Source organism: Pseudomonas sp. GL-RE-29 (assembly GCF_019947275.1).
GTDB lineage: Bacteria > Pseudomonadota > Gammaproteobacteria > Pseudomonadales > Pseudomonadaceae > Aquipseudomonas > Aquipseudomonas fluorescens_A.
Genome location: NZ_JAGYGD010000013.1, coordinates 66,885 through 84,191, shown reverse-complemented (window position 1 = coordinate 84,191; position 17,307 = coordinate 66,885). Strand labels below are relative to the sequence as shown.

General features: G+C 55.5%; 15 protein-coding genes and 3 pseudogenes. 4 read left to right on the top strand and 14 right to left on the bottom strand.

Going from position 1 to position 17,307, the window contains the following annotated elements; translation table 11 throughout:
* Window positions 1-250: 250 nt before the first annotated feature.
* From KGB21_RS13095 to KGB21_RS13085, 3 genes are all read right to left on the bottom strand, one after another.
* Window positions 251-616, bottom strand: a complete 366-nt coding sequence (locus tag KGB21_RS13095) for an antibiotic biosynthesis monooxygenase family protein (RefSeq protein WP_223505346.1) — start codon at window positions 614-616, stop codon at window positions 251-253.
* A gap of 698 nt (window positions 617-1,314) precedes the next feature.
* The gene (locus tag KGB21_RS13090; protein WP_223505345.1) at window positions 1,315-1,881 is read right to left on the bottom strand and encodes a flavodoxin family protein; all 567 of its coding nucleotides are present in this window, start codon (window positions 1,879-1,881) and stop codon (window positions 1,315-1,317) included.
* A 516-nt stretch (window positions 1,882-2,397) separates the two neighbouring features.
* The gene (locus KGB21_RS13085; protein WP_223505344.1) at window positions 2,398-2,787 is read right to left on the bottom strand and encodes a winged helix-turn-helix transcriptional regulator; all 390 of its coding nucleotides are present in this window, start codon (window positions 2,785-2,787) and stop codon (window positions 2,398-2,400) included.
* A gap of 402 nt (window positions 2,788-3,189) precedes the next feature.
* Between KGB21_RS13085 and KGB21_RS13080 the strand changes: the two genes are divergently transcribed.
* Window positions 3,190-4,352, top strand: a protein-coding gene (locus KGB21_RS13080) for an IS3 family transposase (protein WP_223505343.1) whose coding sequence is annotated in 2 segments (ribosomal slippage) — window positions 3,190-3,445 and window positions 3,445-4,352 — 1,164 coding nt in all. Because the reading frame shifts where the segments join, the coding sequence is not laid out codon by codon here.
* Between the two features lie 900 nt (window positions 4,353-5,252).
* On the opposite strand, the gene KGB21_RS13075 is transcribed toward KGB21_RS13080, so the two are convergent.
* Window positions 5,253-6,161 (bottom strand): LysR family transcriptional regulator, encoded by a 909-nt coding sequence (locus tag KGB21_RS13075; protein WP_223505342.1) that lies wholly within the window; start codon window positions 6,159-6,161, stop codon window positions 5,253-5,255.
* 153 nt (window positions 6,162-6,314) lie between these two features.
* On the opposite strand from KGB21_RS13075, the gene KGB21_RS13070 reads away from it, so the two are divergent.
* Both KGB21_RS13070 and KGB21_RS13065 read left to right on the top strand, forming a co-directional pair.
* Window positions 6,315-6,905 (top strand): NmrA family NAD(P)-binding protein, encoded by a 591-nt coding sequence (locus tag KGB21_RS13070; protein WP_223505341.1) that lies wholly within the window; start codon window positions 6,315-6,317, stop codon window positions 6,903-6,905.
* Window positions 6,906-6,991: 86 nt separating this feature from the next.
* The gene (locus KGB21_RS13065; RefSeq protein ID WP_223505340.1) at window positions 6,992-8,461 is read left to right on the top strand and encodes an aldehyde dehydrogenase family protein; all 1,470 of its coding nucleotides are present in this window, start codon (window positions 6,992-6,994) and stop codon (window positions 8,459-8,461) included.
* Window positions 8,462-8,745: 284 nt separating this feature from the next.
* Here the strand turns inward: KGB21_RS13065 and KGB21_RS13060 are convergent.
* Window positions 8,746-9,051 (bottom strand): annotated as a pseudogene (locus KGB21_RS13060) (DUF3158 family protein); the annotation flags it as partial.
* Between the two features lie 68 nt (window positions 9,052-9,119).
* A pseudogene (locus tag KGB21_RS13055) lies at window positions 9,120-9,335 on the bottom strand (DUF4400 domain-containing protein); the annotation flags it as partial.
* 172 nt (window positions 9,336-9,507) lie between these two features.
* Here KGB21_RS13055 and KGB21_RS13050 point away from each other — a divergent pair.
* Window positions 9,508-9,915: pseudogene (locus KGB21_RS13050) on the top strand (GNAT family N-acetyltransferase).
* Window positions 9,916-10,493: 578 nt separating this feature from the next.
* Here KGB21_RS13050 and KGB21_RS13045 read toward each other — a convergent pair.
* The 8 genes from KGB21_RS13045 to KGB21_RS13010 form a co-directional block, all read right to left on the bottom strand.
* Window positions 10,494-11,225 (bottom strand): TIGR03747 family integrating conjugative element membrane protein, encoded by a 732-nt coding sequence (locus tag KGB21_RS13045; protein ID WP_223505339.1) that lies wholly within the window; start codon window positions 11,223-11,225, stop codon window positions 10,494-10,496.
* Window positions 11,226-11,314: 89 nt separating this feature from the next.
* A complete protein-coding gene (traD, locus tag KGB21_RS13040; protein WP_223505338.1) occupies window positions 11,315-13,420 on the bottom strand; it encodes a type IV conjugative transfer system coupling protein TraD in 2,106 nt (701 codons plus the stop codon).
* 8 nt (window positions 13,421-13,428) lie between these two features.
* A complete protein-coding gene (locus tag KGB21_RS13035) occupies window positions 13,429-13,944 on the bottom strand; it encodes an integrating conjugative element protein (protein WP_223505337.1) in 516 nt (171 codons plus the stop codon).
* Window positions 13,941-14,489, bottom strand: coding sequence for a lytic transglycosylase (locus KGB21_RS13030; protein WP_223505336.1), 549 nt, complete (start codon window positions 14,487-14,489; stop codon window positions 13,941-13,943). The genes KGB21_RS13035 and KGB21_RS13030 overlap by 4 nt, the downstream gene beginning before the upstream one ends.
* The gene (locus KGB21_RS13025) at window positions 14,471-15,190 is read right to left on the bottom strand and encodes a TIGR03759 family integrating conjugative element protein (RefSeq protein ID WP_223505335.1); all 720 of its coding nucleotides are present in this window, start codon (window positions 15,188-15,190) and stop codon (window positions 14,471-14,473) included. The genes KGB21_RS13030 and KGB21_RS13025 overlap by 19 nt, the downstream gene beginning before the upstream one ends.
* A gap of 9 nt (window positions 15,191-15,199) precedes the next feature.
* Window positions 15,200-15,871: a chemotaxis protein gene (locus KGB21_RS13020; protein WP_223505334.1), complete on the bottom strand. Its 672-nt coding sequence runs from the start codon at window positions 15,869-15,871 to the stop codon at window positions 15,200-15,202.
* A complete protein-coding gene (locus tag KGB21_RS13015) occupies window positions 15,868-16,410 on the bottom strand; it encodes a PilL N-terminal domain-containing protein (RefSeq protein ID WP_223505333.1) in 543 nt (180 codons plus the stop codon). Before KGB21_RS13015 ends, KGB21_RS13020 begins: the two co-directional genes overlap by 4 nt.
* 106 nt (window positions 16,411-16,516) lie before the next feature.
* The gene (locus tag KGB21_RS13010; RefSeq protein ID WP_223505332.1) at window positions 16,517-17,263 is read right to left on the bottom strand and encodes an ABC transporter substrate-binding protein; all 747 of its coding nucleotides are present in this window, start codon (window positions 17,261-17,263) and stop codon (window positions 16,517-16,519) included.
* Window positions 17,264-17,307 lie beyond the last annotated feature (44 nt).

The following is a 17,307-nucleotide window of genomic DNA, read 5'->3' as shown; positions in this document are numbered from 1 at the left end:
CGCATGGTTTTCCAACCTTAAATCGCATCTCATCGAGCAAGTGCAATAGCGATGTTGGTATAAAGCCTTGATAGGGGGAGGGCAGAATGAGATTTATCTTGGGCTTATGAACAGATAAAAGAGCGTCCCCTCTCCCGAGCAAACAGCCAAAGCAATCATTTCTAGAACCGAACTCGTACTGTTCCATTGCGCTGGAAGGTGGCTTTCGTGCTATTTGGGGGATTATCTTCTGGGGGCTAGGGCGTCCGCTTTACGGCGCCGTATAACGTTTCATGCTCATGCTGCTTTGATCGATGCTAGACATCCATGCCTGGGCTGCTGGAGCTTGCTTGAACAATTTCATTGATGCATCTGCGTCCTGAACAGACCTCCAGTGCACGATTACTACCCATTGCCCATCTTGGGTAGAAGCTGACTCTCGCGACAAAAAACCAGGTTGCTTCGCGACATGTTGTACTTCGACTTGTTTGTCGATTACCGAAAACTGTTTAGGGCTAACCTCTGGTTTAAGCGTCGCGGTCACTACCTCAATGATCGGGGACGAATCTCGTGCGTGCGCCATAGCAGTGATACCTACTAGAGTTAGAAAACCTGACATAAGCAAAACCTTTCTCATATTCTGTTCCTCAGTTGGGACGTTTTTTCTCCGGCGCGGGCGCGTTGACAGCAACGGGACACCCTTCGCAGGCTCTTCTCTGCGTGTAGTTGAATCAAAGCCTCCTGCACATTTCGGCGGATAGCTCTGGGGGTGAAGAAACATTCTCGGTGTGCTGGAAATTAGTAGGTTCAAGCGAATACGTAAAGAGATTACCCGCAGGTAACCCGCTCATTCAGCAGTGACAAAAAGTATCTGAGCTACTGCCTGCCAATAACAGTCTTGGATCCAGATTTCCTCGGAAAGCTGAAAATATTCCTCGGTTGACTTCAGTAAGTGCCAATAATTAGCTTGTTTGTACCTATTATGGTCGCTCGCATTAATAACTGTGGGCGTATCCAGCAGTTGGTATCAAATGATCGACAAAACATACGATTATTTTCTATGTGGGACATATGCAGGCTCGATTAGTAGTGGTCCGATTCAGGCTAGAGAACTGCCAAGACTTTCCAGCTAACTTTTCGCGGAGGCGTTGGATTGGTATGACTTGCTCAAAGGTGCGCATCGCTATTTTTAAGTCTTTTGATTATTAGGTTCTCCAAGTTTGTGCTCCTGTCTGTTCGAAAACTTTACGATAGTGGTAATCGATTTAAGTTGGGCTAATGTGGTTTGATTCCAGTATTGGCTCGTTCCTGCGAGCGAGCCAATCAGCACGAGTATTACGTAAGTTTTGCCGCGATTTCAGCGACGCGCTGCCCCAGCAGTTTTGCAGTCTCCAGATCCCCAGAGAGCGGAGCCTCATCAGTAGACGCATCCGAAGGGGAAACTGCCAAAGCACCTGCGAAACCCCCTGTCCAGTTAATATCCGCTGGGCCATTAGCCTTGGTGTTGGCAGGCATAAGGCCGGTGCCAACCCAAATCTGCCCATGTTGTTGAGACAAAGTCCAGAAATATTGAATTGTAGAAAATTTATCGCCATTTAAGGACGCAGAGTTGGTAAAGCCTGCCGCAACCTTATTCTTCCACGCTTGTCCAAACCAGGGCTTTGACGACGCGTCGGCAAATTTTTTGAATTGCCATGCTGGTCCCCCCATGTAAGTGGGGCTGCCGTAAATGACGGCATCCGCTAGGCTGATTTCCTCCCAGGCATTCTCCGGAAGATTACCCTCTGCGTCGATTACGAACATCTTGGCATTGGCACTGGCTGCCGCGCCTGCATGAACGGCTTCCGCCTGCTTAGCTGTATGACCGTAGCCACTGAAATATATGATTGCAACAGTTGTCATGGCGAATTTCCTTGAAAGGGCACATGATTGATTTTTAGCGACGGCCTAACTGTAGTTATCAGATTTCGGCAATGGACTCTAACTCGATGTTTTATCTTAGGCAAGATAGTAACCTCTAGCTCACTTGGTTACCCGAGGGTGACTTGCTAGCATCGCAGTTCGCAGTTCGCAGTTCGCAGTTCGCAGTTCGCAGTTCGCAGTTCGCAGTTCGCAGTTGTGATAGGTGGAAATTCATGCTGTCCTGCTTCCCTGTTACTTCCTAGTCTTGATTAGGCGGCGGCTGTGTTTCTCTCGGAAGTTTGTATGAATTGATGAGGTTTATCTCAGCTCAAGAAAGTGCGCCAAATCCTCATATGGGAGCATTCCGTCACTGACGTGGCTCCCCCACCCAAGGCCGAAGTAACGCGATCGAGTGGAGTGCCCTTCGATCGGCTGCACGGCTAATGGTTAATGGTGCTGTTGTTTGCCCGTTTGTTCATCATTATGTGAAAAGACAGTACTGCGATGAGCCGCTTGTCAAAGCTCTGCCTCTATCTCTGCATTCCCTTGATCGTAGGCCTTTTGAGCTGCCAAGACCGCATCAGCATTTTCCTCGGCCCATTGAAGGGTGACAGACACTGCTTGTGAAAGGGTTATGCCGAGAGGCGTTAACGAATATTCAACGGTAATCGGAACTGTTGGGTAGGCATGTCTGCTGACTAGGCCATCGCGCTCGAGTCGCTTAAGTGTCTGCGACAGAACCTTTCGTGACAGCCCTTCAATTTGCTTCAAAAGAGCATTGAAACGCCACTTTTTCTCATGGAGAAGCCCCAGTATCAGTATTGCCCACTTGTCAGCAATGCGTTGTAGGATGAAACGTGTCGGGCATTCGGACGCATAAGGATTCCAAGGTGATATGCGTGTCATAGGGCGTCGTCTCCGGTTGGGGCGTGGGAAGCGGTCATGTTCATTTTCGTCCCGTATTCGGTGACCTGGCAGTGGTTTATTTTGGGCGCCAGGTAACTTTATGATACTCACCTGATTTGTTGAATGCCAAGCGTCACGAAGGCTTCTGTTGACGAGTGTGTGCATTTGTAAAACGCTTCGACCGTAACCTGAGCAATCAGGAATTCTGTAGCGAACTGGATCGCCAGAGCGAAGATTGTGAGTCCCCGCTGCTGAAAGCCAGAGCGCCTTTGCTGCTGATGTGCACGCCCGGAACCACGCGGCCGGCTGAGCTTCTAGATTGCCTTTGCATGCTATTTTGTAGTGGTCTAATGAAACCGGACACCCATTTAGGCGAGAATGCTCGCCATAGAGAGGTGTCTGATGACCAAACAACGCCGTACCTTTACGCCCGAGTTCAAGCGAGAAGCTGCCATCCTGGTGCTCGACCAAGGCTATAGCCACGCCGAGGCAGCCCGTTCAATTGGGTTGGTTGAGCCAGCCCTGCGCCGGTGGGTGAGCCAGCTCCAGCAAGAACGTGGCGGTATCACTCCAACCAGCAAAGCGATGACGCCTGAGCAGCAGAAAATCCAGGAACTGGAAGCCCGAATTAATCGCTTGGAACGGGAAAAGTCGATCCTAAAAAAGGCTACCGCGCTCTTGATGGCCGAGGAACACGAGCGCTCGCGTTAGTCGCTCAACTCCGTTCCGAAGAGCCAGTTGATCTGTTGTGCTTGGTCTTTGAAGTCACCCGATCTTGCTATTACGCACACTGTCGCAAACGACGAGCGCCGGATGTTGAACGGCTCGCTTTGCGCGCTCGGGTGAATGAGTTGTTCACCCAGAGCCGCAGCGCAGCTGGTAGTCGGAGCATCATGTTCATGATGCGTGCGGACGGAACAAACATCGGTCGGTTCAAGGTGCGCCAGCTGATGGACGAGTTGAAGCTGATCAGTAAACAGCCCGGCTCGCATGCCTATAAAAGGGCGACGGTGGAACGTCCTGACATCCCAAATGTGCTGGATCGGGAGTTCAACGTTTCGGCACCGAACGAAGTCTGGTGCGGCGATATCACGTACATCTGGGCGCAAGGTCGCTGGCACTATGTGGCGGCAGTGATCGACCTGTATGCACGCCGTGTGGTGGGTTGGGCGTTCTCGCCGAAGCCCGATGCCGACCTGGTGATCAAGGCCCTAGACATGGCATATGAGCAGCGGGGCCGCCCACAGAATGTTTTATTCCACAGCGAGCAGGGCTGCCAATATGGCAGCCGGGCTTTCCGCCAACGGCTGTGGCGCTACCGCTTTAAACAGAGCATGAGCCGGCGCGGAAACTGCCATGACAACGCCCCGATGGAGCGTTTGTTTCGTGGCCTGAAAACAGAGTGGATACCGACAGTGGGCTACATGAGCGCGTCACTGGCCCAGCAGGATATCGGTCGGTTCATGATGCAGCGGTACAACTGGCAAAGGACGCATCAGTTCAACGATGGGTTACCGCCTGCGGTCGCTGAGGAAAAACTTAACGCAGTGTCCGGGATCAGTTGACCACTACAATTTTGACCTTCAAGGGTTATATGTCTTATTGAGCGCCCTGCGTGATGATTACCATTTCTGAAGCCTTGCCGATGCCGATTGGGCTTATGTTCTGTATTACTCAGTGACTGGCCCGTCGGCGTGTAGCCAAAAGATGTTGTATAGGATGGTCTTATCACGGAGCAGGGTAGTTGTCTAATAATCGTCAAGTAAGCGATCAGTAACTTGGCCTGCTCGTGGACGCTTTATCGCTCGCTGATCGCTGAGAAGGCCGCGTTTGTTGGCGCCGTCCGGGGCCGCCTCGTGCCGTCAGCAATGCCGCAGAGTCGCTCAATCTCTACGGACTGCGTCCCCCGATACGTAAGGGCTCAGCGAGTTACGCAGTTTCCGGATATTGGATCGCCGTGCTGGATGGAGCTCATCGGAAATTACAGGCTATCCAGTGGGATTCTGGTGGTTGATTGAGAGCGCTCGTCTCCGTGCTGGTTCGACGTGTAATTCTGTACGCTCGTGGTTTCTAAGTCGTTAAATGACTGGTGTGTCTTGTGCCAAGCCCATCAAGCTTCTGGCGAAAAGCCTTGAAGTGATTTAAGGGGCCCAACATCTTTGCAGGTTGCTCCGCGACAAAAGGCTGGGATTGAAAAGTGTAATCCGCGCGGTGTCGATGGTTCGCAGCGGCTCGGGGAGACGGTTCTGCCCTACGTGCGGTTCGATACAAATCAGAACACTGGCTACCGTCGGCGCCAGGTCCTCACTGACGACTTCTTTCTAGCAATTCCTGGTATTTGGCAAATCGATTTCAAGGACAATCATCGCCGCCGAGTCATTTGTTTGTCCTCTTAGATGATCGCGGCGTCAGATGTCCTGCCGGTAGTGTCGCCAGGTTAATGCGGGTTGAAGGCGCTCGCAAATCTACCAATCCCGCGCCAAAGCCGGGAGCTGCCGAGATAGGAAATCGATCCACGCACGCGTTTTCGCGGCCGGGCGGCGCGTCTGGTGGGTTATGGCATAAATGGCGCCTAGGTCCATCAGAGGCTCATCAAGTACGACACTGACGAGCGCACCTGTCGAGATGCCGTTCGCGGTCATGTAGCGCGGACCGTAGACGATCCCCTGTCCGGCCATTGCGGCCTGGACCAGCGCCTCGCCGCTGTCTGCATGAAGGGACCCCCTCACAGGGACGTGCCGACTACCGTCCGTGCCGAAAGCCCAGAATAACGTTCCGGTGCGCGATGCGAGCGTAAAGCCTAGGCAATCGTGATTTGCGAGGTCGGCAATTGTGCGGGGGGTGCCGTGTTTGTTGAGATAATTGGGCGATGCGCAAATCGATAGATTTACGCTTGCTAATTTGCGCGCTACGAGGTTGCTGTCGGCCAGCACGCCAATGCGGATAGCCATGTCCCACCGTTCCTCGACGAGATCGACATAGCGGTCGGTCAGGCCGAGCTCGAAAGTGACTGCTGGGTATTGTCGATGAAATTCCGCGACGAGGGCGGGAAGGTGCTGCCCCCCGAAAGTCGATGGAGCGGTCACCCGCAGCAGGCCTTCGATCTCGACGGAACGTGCCGATGCCATCGCCTCAGCCTCACGCAATTCAGCTAGGAATCGCTCAGCCCTTTCTAGGAAATCAGCCCCGGCCTCAGTGAGCGATAGTCGTCGGGTCGTGCGATTAACAAGAGTGGTGCTCAGGCGCGCTTCTAATCCGTTCAAGTGCCTTGCAGCCATAGCGGGCGACATATTCATAGATCGTGCTGCAGCGGATAGCCCACCCAATTTTATGGCTTGGACAAAGACTTCAATTGCGACAAGCCGGTCTGACATAACTTAATACTCATAGTATCAAATGTTACAACGATCAAGGTCCTTATCACTATGGTGTATCAGCTCTACAATTCTTGGCAAGACAATCTGTTGAAGCTGCATTAAACGATCGGACGCTAGTGCAAATGATCACTATCCTGAGTGAGCGTAGATATGACCATTGCCGTTTCGGGTGCCACCGGCCAGCTCGGTCGATTCGTCGTTGATAGACTAAAGATCAAGCCCGCCATTCCCCACATAGTCGCGCTTGTCCGTTCGCTGGAGAGGGTTGCTGATTCGGGTGTCGCTACACATGCGGCGGATGACAGCTGTTCCGAAAGATTGGGCGCCTCGCTAGGGCGCGTTGCTACGCTGCGTCTCACCTGCGAAATTGGTAAGCGCGCGTTGCAGCACGTCAATGTCATTGCAGTTTCGAAGCCGCGGGGCGTCAAGCGGATGTTTTATACCAGCCTTCTGCGCGCGAATAATTCGCCGCTGAACCTCGCAGTTGGCCATCTCGAAGGCGAGGAAGCGCTGGTTCAGTGGCGAATGGAACGCATGAAGTCCTACTTCGACCCCGTCATGTATTTCCCGCACAAGCCGCATGTCGAGACGGCGTGGCGGCGACGCTCCCCCGACTCGGCCAAGGCAGTTTGGTCTTGGTCGCTAACGACAATCCGACTGCCCTCAACGATTTCTTCCACTTTGCTAACGTCGTATCGTCGAGCATTAGTTCGTGCTCGAGACGATCCCGCCTCGCGCTGACTGGAATAACTGCAACGGCAAATTGTAAACATCATGACCATGGCGGGCAGTTATCGCCAGCCCAACCTAGCAGCGGATATGATCCTATGAAAATCGTGACACGTGGCCTCTTGATCGGCGGTAAGGAAGTTCCATCGGCCGACAACCGGCTGACCGTAGATATCTCTCCTTGGTCGGGGGAGGTCTATGCGAAGATTGCTGCGGCTTCTCCCTCTGACGTGACTGCTGCTGTCGATGCCGCCGCGTTAGCATTCCCAGCTTGGTCGGCCATGCGGCCGTTCGAGCGACGCAAGATCTTCCTGCGCGCCGCCGACCTGATGGAAGCGCGCATTGAGGATGCCATCGCAACCATGGCTGGCGAGGTCGGGGGAGCCCGGCCTTGGGCGAAATTCAACGTGGAGCTCTGCGTCGAGATCCTGCGCGAAACGGCGGCGGCCATCACCCAACCCATCGGCCAGGTGCTGGCAACCGACATGCCGGGTGTCCGCTCGTACGCTAAGCGAATGCCCTATGGTGTCATCGCTGCCATTTCGCCGTGGAATGCCCCCTACATTCTCGGTATCCGCTCGATCGCCATTCCACTCGCTGCAGGAAACACTGTGGTGATGAAACCATCCGAGGACGCGCCCATCAGCTGCGGGCTCTATCTCGCCGAAGTGTTACAGGAAGCTGGCCTGCCCGCCGGCGTGCTGAACGTCATCACCGACGACCTTCAAGATGCAGCGATCATCGTCAGCACGCTGATCGCCGATCCGCGCGTTCGGCTGGTCAACTTCACCGGTTCCACCAATGTCGGGCGCGTCATAGGCATGGAAGCAGCGAAAAACCTGAAGCCCGCCGTCCTTGAACTGGGCGGCAAGAACGCGCTCGTCGTGTTAAAGGATGCCGACATCGACTACGCGGTAAAGGCAGCGATCTTCGGAGCCTATATGAATTCCGGACAGATCTGCATGTCGACAGACCGCGTGATTGTGCATCGAGCCATCGCTGATCGTTTCACCGCCGCGTTCACTAAGACAGTCAAAGCGATCCCTTATGGCGATCCATCTGACCCGAAGACCTTGGTGGGGCCGTTGGTTAACGCTCGCGCCGCGCAGCGCGTGTCGGCGCTGATTAAGGATGCGGTTACCAAGGGCGCGACACTATTGGCGGGCACCGGCGACATCGAGGGCGACAACGGCACTCTTCTAGAACCGGTTCTGCTGTGCGACATCACTAAAGAGATGGATATTTTCTACGGGGAAATATTCGGACCTGCGACCGTCGTGCATGTAGTGGAATCGGCGGATGCGGCTGTCGAACTGGCGAACGACACCGACTACGGTCTGACCGGTGGCGTGATATCAGAGAATCTTGCGGAAGCGCTTGAAGTTGCTGATCGTATGCAGACGGGCATCATCCATGTTAATGGACAGGGCATCGCAGATGAACCAATGGCGCCGTTCGGCGGTGTCAAGAACACTGGCTATGGTCGGTTTGGCGGTCAGGCTGGCCTAGACGCGTTCAGTGTCACTCGCTGGATCACTGTTCAAGAGCACGGTCACGCGCATTATTGAAAACAATCTACGGTCAATTCAGTGAAGAGGTACTACGCGATGCGCATGAAAGTTATGTCGTCTCTCGCGGCCGTCGCCGAGATCCCGCTCATGGCGCTCCAAGGAGTCGCGCAAGCGGAGTGTCGTCCGCGTGTTATCGAGGTGGTGACTTTCCTGCTGAAGCGCTGAGTTAGGGCACCGCAATTCTACCTGGAGCTTTCAATTGACCGGCTCTTCGTTGCCGGATGGGAATTACTGGAACTCTGGCGCACTGCCGATATTGCCTTCGCCGACGAAAAAAGTACTCATCGTGATGCTTTCACTGCTGTTGTGAGCTGGTGCAGCAGTCGTTCGGCGCTGGCCATTTTGATCGCGCAGGTGTTGGCCTGGCGGCAGAGCGAATGCGCCACGCTCATCTGCAGGTTCAATGCAATGCGCTCGCATTCCAAAGGGTGTAATCCCTCGCGTAGAGCCTGCGGCAGGGCGCTGCTGCAGACCTGGCGTTCCCAGACCACGCCCATACGGGCGAAGTCACGGGTGCGCCACCGAAAAAAGGTGCTGCTTGCGCTGGTGTTCTGCAGCAGCAATCGAATATCCAGCAATGAGTTGGGCATAATTGCGCGCCTAACATGGGGAAAGAACCGTATTGATCATCGGTGAATTGCATCCCTGATTGAACTTAGAGATATTTTTTGAATGTTTCTCCTTTGATAGCTATTGTTGCTCCTAGTGCTACTGCGCACGGCAAAAGCGCAGCAATGGGTTAAAGCGAAAAGGGCAGGGACAGGTAAATGATCCAGGGCTCGATCAAAAGTGGTAGCACTGCGCACTTAGCGCGGTGATAGACAAAGCTGCTTTCTCGCCCCGCGCCAAATTTGCGCAGGTCACGGCGCATCCAAGCTAACCCCAAAGACGTTTTGATGCGTCTGCCAACGCGGCGGGCGAGTGAGATCGCCGAGTGGTTGCCTCATAACTGGCAGCGTGCCTAACTCAGTCAAGGTGAGCTCGTCAGAGGCTTATGCCTTAAAACAAGGAAGGATAGAAAAATCATTAAAACGAATCTCACCGTGGTTGATAATGAGCCAAATCCCGAGCTTGAGGAAGCAATTAGTGTTGGTTTGAATGCATTCAATGATCAAGTCACAGGCTCAAATGATCGTAGTCCGCTGACAGTGATAGTCAGAGACCCGAATACGAACGATGCCTTGGGAGGAATCATCGGAAGATCGTCTCTAGGATTGGCGTTTCTCGATCTCTTTCATCTGCCATAATCTCTCCGTGGATTAGGATTGGGTACGAAAGTACTGAAAGCGTTTGAGGATGAGGCGCGTAGCCGGGGATGCCTCTCGGCCGTGCTCTACACCATTAGCTTCCAGGCGCCTGGTTTTTACGAAAAGAACGGCTGGATACGTTTTGGGGAAATAGCCTGTGACCCAGAAGGTGCGAGTCGTATTTTTATGAGCAAAAAGCTCTGACAGCTAGATTGAAATTGCCACAAGCATAGACGTAGCTGGTAGCAAGGCGCGATCACCATACGCTTACGGCTGTTAGGCGGTGGGCTTAAGTGAAAAACCCTGCTACCGGCCCCGCCTGTTTAAAAATAAGAGTGTAGGATTTGCTTTGCTGATCGACCGTTTTAAAGCGATTTGACTGAACAGCGAAAAGCTCAACGCTTACCTTTCGAGCTTAGAATGTTCTGTTAGCGTTCGATTATTTTTCAGGTCTGGTTGCAAGACATACTAGTTCTCGATAATTTGCCTGCCTTTTACCCTGAACACATCCAGCAACGCCTGTGAACGGTCCTGCAGAACTTCACGAATGCACATGTAGCCATTTCAAGTCTTCTTGGGCGACGCTCCATTTAACCTGGACCGTCGATTGAGGATTATTTTTGAGGTGGCTGTGAAGTTAATTTACGAACGGCGCTTTACCTTTTGCTACGCCCGTATTGTGCTGAATGTAGCCGTAAGAAAGTACACGGCTGGCCTCGGCTACCTCCATGTGCGCTTCAGGCCGATATACTCACCAAGTAGGAAAAAGATTAATTCCTTATCTATAGATATTTTTTAAACGTCGCCGCGGTGATGTTGGTTGTTAGTCCGAGCGTCACCGCGCAAGGCAAAAAAATGGCCATCGGATTGAGTGAAAAGGGCAGGGACAGATAGATAACCCACGGCACGATCAGCAGAGGTATCACTGCTCGTTTAGCTCGGTGATATACAAAGCTACTTTCTCGACCCGCACCAAATTTGCGAAGGTCACGGTGCATCAAACCATCGACAAAACCGGTGAAAGACGCCAACAAAAATAGTGGCGTGGCCAGGATTAGAATGGTCAGTCGCACCACGAAGGTCAAGGTCACATACACAGCGGCCATTACGAAGTCCTCGATGCTCAAGTAGAGCTGGGTAATCCAGCTCCAGAAGCCGTTGCCCTGGCTCGATACCCGCGCCTGCCTAGCGAAGTCCGCAAAGCCAGTCTTGACCAATAACCATTGATTGAGAAAATCAAGCCAGTGGACAATCTTCTGTCCAGGTTGTTGGAGGATGGGAGAAGATTTGAAGTGCCCACTCAGCCAGCCCAGTTCGTTCGCCAACATGGCTTGGCTGTGCCGCCAACCCTGATCGCCCCAGAACAGCAGCAAACCGGCGAACTCGATGAGTATCGAGAACAGCAACGAGGCGATCAGCAAACCGATAATGCGTAAGACCAAGCCAATAACCGAGACGATCAATCCCGGACGCTGTAACGGTTGTGGCGGCGTGTTCTGTACGGAAGTCACCATCCTTTACTCCATTGCGCGCCGTTAAGTTGATGCTGCCACGGCGCCTGCCGAATACGTGTTTGCTGAATCAAAACCTGTAACGGGGCGGGCTACCCCACCTGATCCAGATCGAAGTTGGTTGTTGGGCCGCCACCGCTCGCACTCCACCATTGGCCCGCCTGTTCGTTGTAAGTGGCCCGCATCCGCTGGGTAAGATCCTGCAGGTCCTTGGGCATGGCATCGTCGTTGGAGGGTTTCGGCAACGGAATGCGGACTTTCCAGAGCTGCCCACCGGCCTGGAAGGAGAACATTTGCCCCTTGGGCAAGCTGACGATGTGAGCGGGCTCGATCAACGGCACGCTGGTGCTGCTGACGCGATCCTGCGAAGACGAAGTGAAGTCTGTATTGGCTTCAGGATCGGAGGTGTCGGTGGCACCCGACACCAGGGTTCTGGTTAGCACGTTGACCTTGGGCAACTGCTGGGTGAGCAGCTCCGCGGTGGCGGTCTCGCGGACCCGCAGTATCTGCAGGGTGTTGAAATTGCCGATCACCTGGCCGGCCTTGGCCCGGTTGCCGATGCGTGCCTCGATATCACTGAGGGTCTGGGTGTAGGCCGTCACTTGGATTCCGGCGCCACCGCCCTTGTTGATTAGCGGGATGAACTCATCGCCCATCAACTCGTTGAACTCATCGGCGTGGAGGTTGATCGGCAACTTGTAACTGTTGTTACCCGATTGAGGCAAGCCATGGTCGATGCCATGCTTGTAAATATGTCCGGCCACCGAGACCAGATCGGCGAACATGGAGTTGCCCACAGCTGCGGCGACTTCAGCGTCGGTCAGTGCATCCAGGCCGACGTAAACGATGCCGCGTTTTCGGATGATCTGCATCCAGTCGAAGATTGGCCGCGGGTCATCTAAATCGGTGTAGTTGGGGGCCAGTAACTGGGCGGTCTTGCCGGTGGTGAGTTTCTCCAGCAGCGGCAGTAGCGAGGCAACGATTTTGTCGAAGTAAGTACGGTCGTAGCGTACCGCCGAACGCAGCCCGTCCATTACTGGATCAAATACCCGCTTCACCGCCAGGTACTGCTCGATGGCCACCACGCGTTTTTCGCGTCCCACCATATGCCGGGGAATATTTTTCTCGGTAAGCTTGCCTTCAAGCTGGACGATCACTTCCCACGCTTTCGGATCGGTTCTGGCGAAAAAATGCTGTGCGTACTCAATGAACAATGCGTCGATGTTGACCACATGCCGTTGGATTTGCAGGTAGTCCGGACGTCGACCTAACTCGATCAGAGCCCGGGCGATGATGTTGACGAAACGCCAAGCGAACTCACGGAACGCCGCCGAGTTACCTTCGCCACTGAGTTGCCCGGCGATGCGCGACGCCACTTCCGAGATGCGTCCGAAACGTCCCACGGCGTTGTAACGAGCGGAGATCTCCGGCCAGCCCAGATGGAAAACATAGAACTCCTTTTCCCGGCCGGCGCGTTTGGCTTCGACGTACATGCGCTTGAGCAGGTCGGCGTCGCCCTTTGGATCAAAGACGATGACCACCTCATGGTCGACGCGGTGAATGTCCTGAGTGATGTAGACCTCGGCGAGTCGCGTCTTGCCTACACGAGTGGTACCCATCACCAGTGTGTGCCCGACCCGTTCGCCCAGCGGCAGACTGACTTCCATTTCGTCGGGCTCGACCCCATGCAACAGCGACGAGCCACCTACCGGGGGCAAAGGGCGCAACGGATTGAAGGCACTGTTCCAAGCCGTGACTTGGGCTAATGTCGAGAGCGGAAACGGTGCATGTTCCAGGCGTCGTTCGAGTTCACGGGCCAGGCGATAGCTGGTCGATTGATCGACATAGTGGGCGACCGCCGGATCCTGGGCCTCGACCAAGCGCTGGGTGTGCAGGCGGGTCCAGCGAAAGCCGCGCCCCATAAACAAACGCTTACGGCTGACCGGAATCTGCTTGCTGGTCAGTTCGTAGCGGGGCAGCCGGCGGATATTGCGCCGATAGCGCAGGACCTCCCAGGCTTGTCGCAGGCGGATAAGGCCGAACAGGGTATAGGCCAGCGCCGCAGCCAGGCCGATCTCGGGTGAGAGGGACACAGCCCAGGGCGAGTACACGCACAACACCCCGGCGGCGATGCAGATCGCTACGGTGTACAGTTCCACTGCTGGCCGGAGCTTGGACTCCATCGCATGCTCGGCCATGACCTGACTCACTGTTCCAATGAGGTGGCGGTGATCAGGACGGGGTAGTGCTCAATCTGCAGGCGGGTGGCGATGTCGTTGCCGTTGACCGGCAGGATGGTGATGTCCGGAGCGGCTGCTCGAATTCGGGCCAAAGCTCCGGTATCGGTTACTTCAACCGCTAGACCGGCCGCGCCCATTTCCTGCAGTTCAGTCGCGCGTTGATGCAACCAAGCCAGTGACTGGGGATCCTCACCTACCAGGAAAAATGGCCGCAAGCCCGGCATGTTCAGGGCGCAAGACGTGATCTGGCCGGGGCTCAAGTGAGAGCTGCGGACGGGCAATATCCAGGCTTCATCGGCAAACGTGGACAGGTCCGCATGCATGGCCCGATCAGGCTGGCTCTTGTTGTTTATGGGCGGCCCGGAAACTTGAAAATGGAGTCGGGTGAAGTCGCTAGGCTGATCCTTGGCAACGGTCAGTTCCGGCTGGGCGTAAGGTGCCAAGAGCAGGAGGAAATAGCAGGTAAGAGATATGGGCTTCATGGTGGTGTGCCCTGTTCAAAGGAAATCAGCAGCTGTTCGAGTCTCTGGGAAAAGCCAGCACGGTAGCGTGCGGCCGGAGCGCCTCCTGCCGGACGGTGATAGCGCCCGGCAGCTAAGACCCAATCACCGGTGGCGGCGTGATGCTCCTGCAGCAGCGCGGCGGTCACGGCGAGATTTCGGTAGGGATCAAGGGCTTCGCAAGGGCTGGAAAAACGTTGTCCGTGGTAACCCAGGTTGGTTTGCCCGAGACCGGCATCGACCCGCTTGGCGTCATGTCGGGCGAGTGCCTGAAGCAAGGCGTGACAGGCGGCCTGGCGAGTGGCGAAGCGGTAGGGTGTTCCGGCGATGTTCAGGGTCCAAGGCCAGGGCAGCAGTCGACCACGGACGCGGGTACCACTCTCCTGCAGGGCAATCGCGAACAGCACCGTAGAAGGGATGTCGGCGTCATGCGCCGCCAGTTGGTAGGCAGGAGGCGGAAGTTCGTCAGCCTGGACGGCGAGCATTGTCAGCATGAGCGCAATACCACTCAGTCGAGGCGTTGCCATTGTCCATTCACCTGTTGGAACGTGGCGGGCAATGGTGCCGGGGCCCCCAGACTGAACCAGCGGCCACGGTCATGGTTCAGTGTGATCTTCCGGCGTTGAACCATGACCGGATCGATGTCCGCTTGCCGAGCCCAGCGACGGACGCGTTCATCCTCGCCTTGGCTGCCCAGCAGGTAGATATCGAATGCCGTGTCACTGCTTTGCAGACGCTGCGCTTCGGCGGTGCACGCTGGGCAATGGTCCTCCACAAACAGAGCTTGGCGCAGCGCGACCGCCGAGTTGGCAGGGGCTGGGGATGCCATGCCCTGGATCGGCAGCAGTCCGGGAAACAGCTTGGCCCAGGCCGCGGTGTAAGCGTTTTGATAGGCCAACTCGAGCTCGGCGCGTTTGGCTTCCAGCGCTACTTGTAATTCGGCATAGCGCTGGCGCTCTTGATCGGTCTGGGCCTCGACCCCAAGTGCGGTCAACGGATCGAGGCTCGGGCTCCAGAAACCGCGTGGGCCGGCTTGGATCTGTTCGAAACGCGTCCACTCCTGCTCGGTCAGACCCCAGCTCGCTGCCTGTTCAGAGTGAGAGCGCCCCAAGGGCGCGGACTGCGTGTCCTGGATCCGTGATTGTGCCGCGACGGGGTTGCCCATCGCAGCGCCCGCGGTTAGGAGCGAAACGAGACAGACGACGGGGAGGAGTGACGCTCTGGTCATGATTGCTTCTCAAGGGAGGTGCACGGTCTGGTCTGGCTGATCGGCCACTGCGAAGATGGCTGAGTTCGGTTCCAGCACTTTTAGGTGCCAGGTGTCGAGCTGCTCGCCGCTGTGCAGCAGCCGAACCTCCATGAGCGAGCGACTGTCATGAGGTGCGACTGCCAGAAAGCGCTCCCCCCCGCGGGACTCGACACTCAACACTGAAAACGGTGGCGAGAGCGGGACGGGCTTGGGGTGAGCCCTCTGTTTTGGCTTGGTTGCGGAAGACGTCGGTGGTGAGGTTGATGGCGGACTCTTAAGCTCCAGAAACTGCTGCTCGACGTGCTCAAGGCGTGCACGTAGCGCTGTCATGTCGGCCGTGGTGGCGCGGGCTGCCAAACCATCGCGCAGCTCCTGTATCTCTTGTGCCCATTGATCCAACATCGGATCGAGGGTATTGGTCTGTTGCTCGCCGGAATCGACCACCTGCTTCAGGTCCTTCAGCGCGTACTGCAGTTTTTCCTGTGTGTCCTTGAGGGCGCTTGCATCACGTTGCAGGGTGTCCAGGGTTTGTCGGTATTGCGTGTTCGTGCTCTGTAGCTCAGCCATGCGTTGATACTGGTTATACAAACCACCGCTCAGCCCGGCGGCCGCCAGGCAAAGTAAGCCGACAATGAGGCTTTGAAACGTCGAGGCTTTCATGGACGTGCTTCCGACTGATGGGACGAGACGGGTGTGACCCGCACGATGCCGGCCTCCGGTTTCTGCTGTTCGAAGCAGACCGAACGGCTGACCTCATCGGTCGTGAGTTGCCAGGCGGGGCCAGCCAGCACTTGTAGCGCGCGTCGCAAAGAGATCGGGCCGAGCCGGTAATGAGCTGCGGGTAGAGACCGGGTAAAAAGTACCTTCACTGGGTCGGCAGCAGGGCAGAGCGAATAGCCCGAGCGCTGCAGCACGTAGTGCATCGCCTCCTGTACCGAAGGATTCAGGTTGGACGGGATACTCACGTCGATGATCTGGGCGAGAAGATCGCGTTGTTCCGTGGCGGGCTCGGTGCTGACCAGCGTATAGCGGCCATAGCGAAGTTCTGGCGGATGACTTTCTTCAGTTGTGCCCCTCGAGTGCTGGGCCCGATTGGAGCCGCTGTCGATCTCTGGATTGGTCGGCAATGGGTTGGGGATTTGCGCGGTGCAGGCGCTCAGCAAACCCAGCAGGCAGACAGGCGTGAAAAAACGCTCCATGGAAAAAACCTCATGTCAGATTCAGTGCAGAACCTGACATGAGGTGAAGGAGCAATTCAGTGAGAAAGTTGATTCAAGGCGGGTCGTGTTAAAGCCGAACGCGCTGCTATTCATCAAAAATGGCGAGCCCATCCAAAACGGCAGCGTCGGGGTCGAAGATCAACAATCGCAGATCCGCCAATGCCGCCAAATACAGTACGTTGACCAAGGCTTTCGGTGTGCCTGCGTCGAGTTGTTCTTGTCTCAAGCTCGAATAACGATTGCCCTCAATGTTCAGCAAGTTCTCGTCCGTCCATGGCGTGCCGATCAGTTTGCAACCGATACCGCAGCAATCTGGCAGCGTAAAAAGCTCGAACAAGAGGCCGGTTTGCCGCAGAGCGAAGTGACTGACCCACTCCTCCAGATAAAGCATCGCTTCTTCGGGAAGGTGCGCGGTACTGATTTCCCAAGCCCGACTGTAGTGTCCCGTTTCGAAGCTCAAGCGATGGACCATGGCTTGGGCCTCTTCCAGGGAGTACAGATCACCGAGGTGATGCCGTTCGTTGAGCACTTCGCCAATCACGGCGTAAATCACTTGGCGCACCAGGCCGGTGGACTGGCAGCGTTCATCCAAATCATTCGGAATGGATTGGCCTTCGCTGATCAAGGCGAAATCGTCATTGAACAGGCAGGGGAACAGTTGCAGTTCATCGTCGGGAAGATGGGCCTGTGAGTCGTGTACGGGTCGAAAGCAGGGAGGGCAGTCGTCTTCGTAGGTGATCAGTAGCAGTCGTTCGATGTGAAGGTTGTCGTAGCCGTGAGCAAATGGGTTGGAGGCTGTCGGCAGGGCTGGATCTTGGGGTGTGGGGTTCATGAAGGTTCTCCAGAATGATAATGGACAAGGCGCCCGAAGACGCC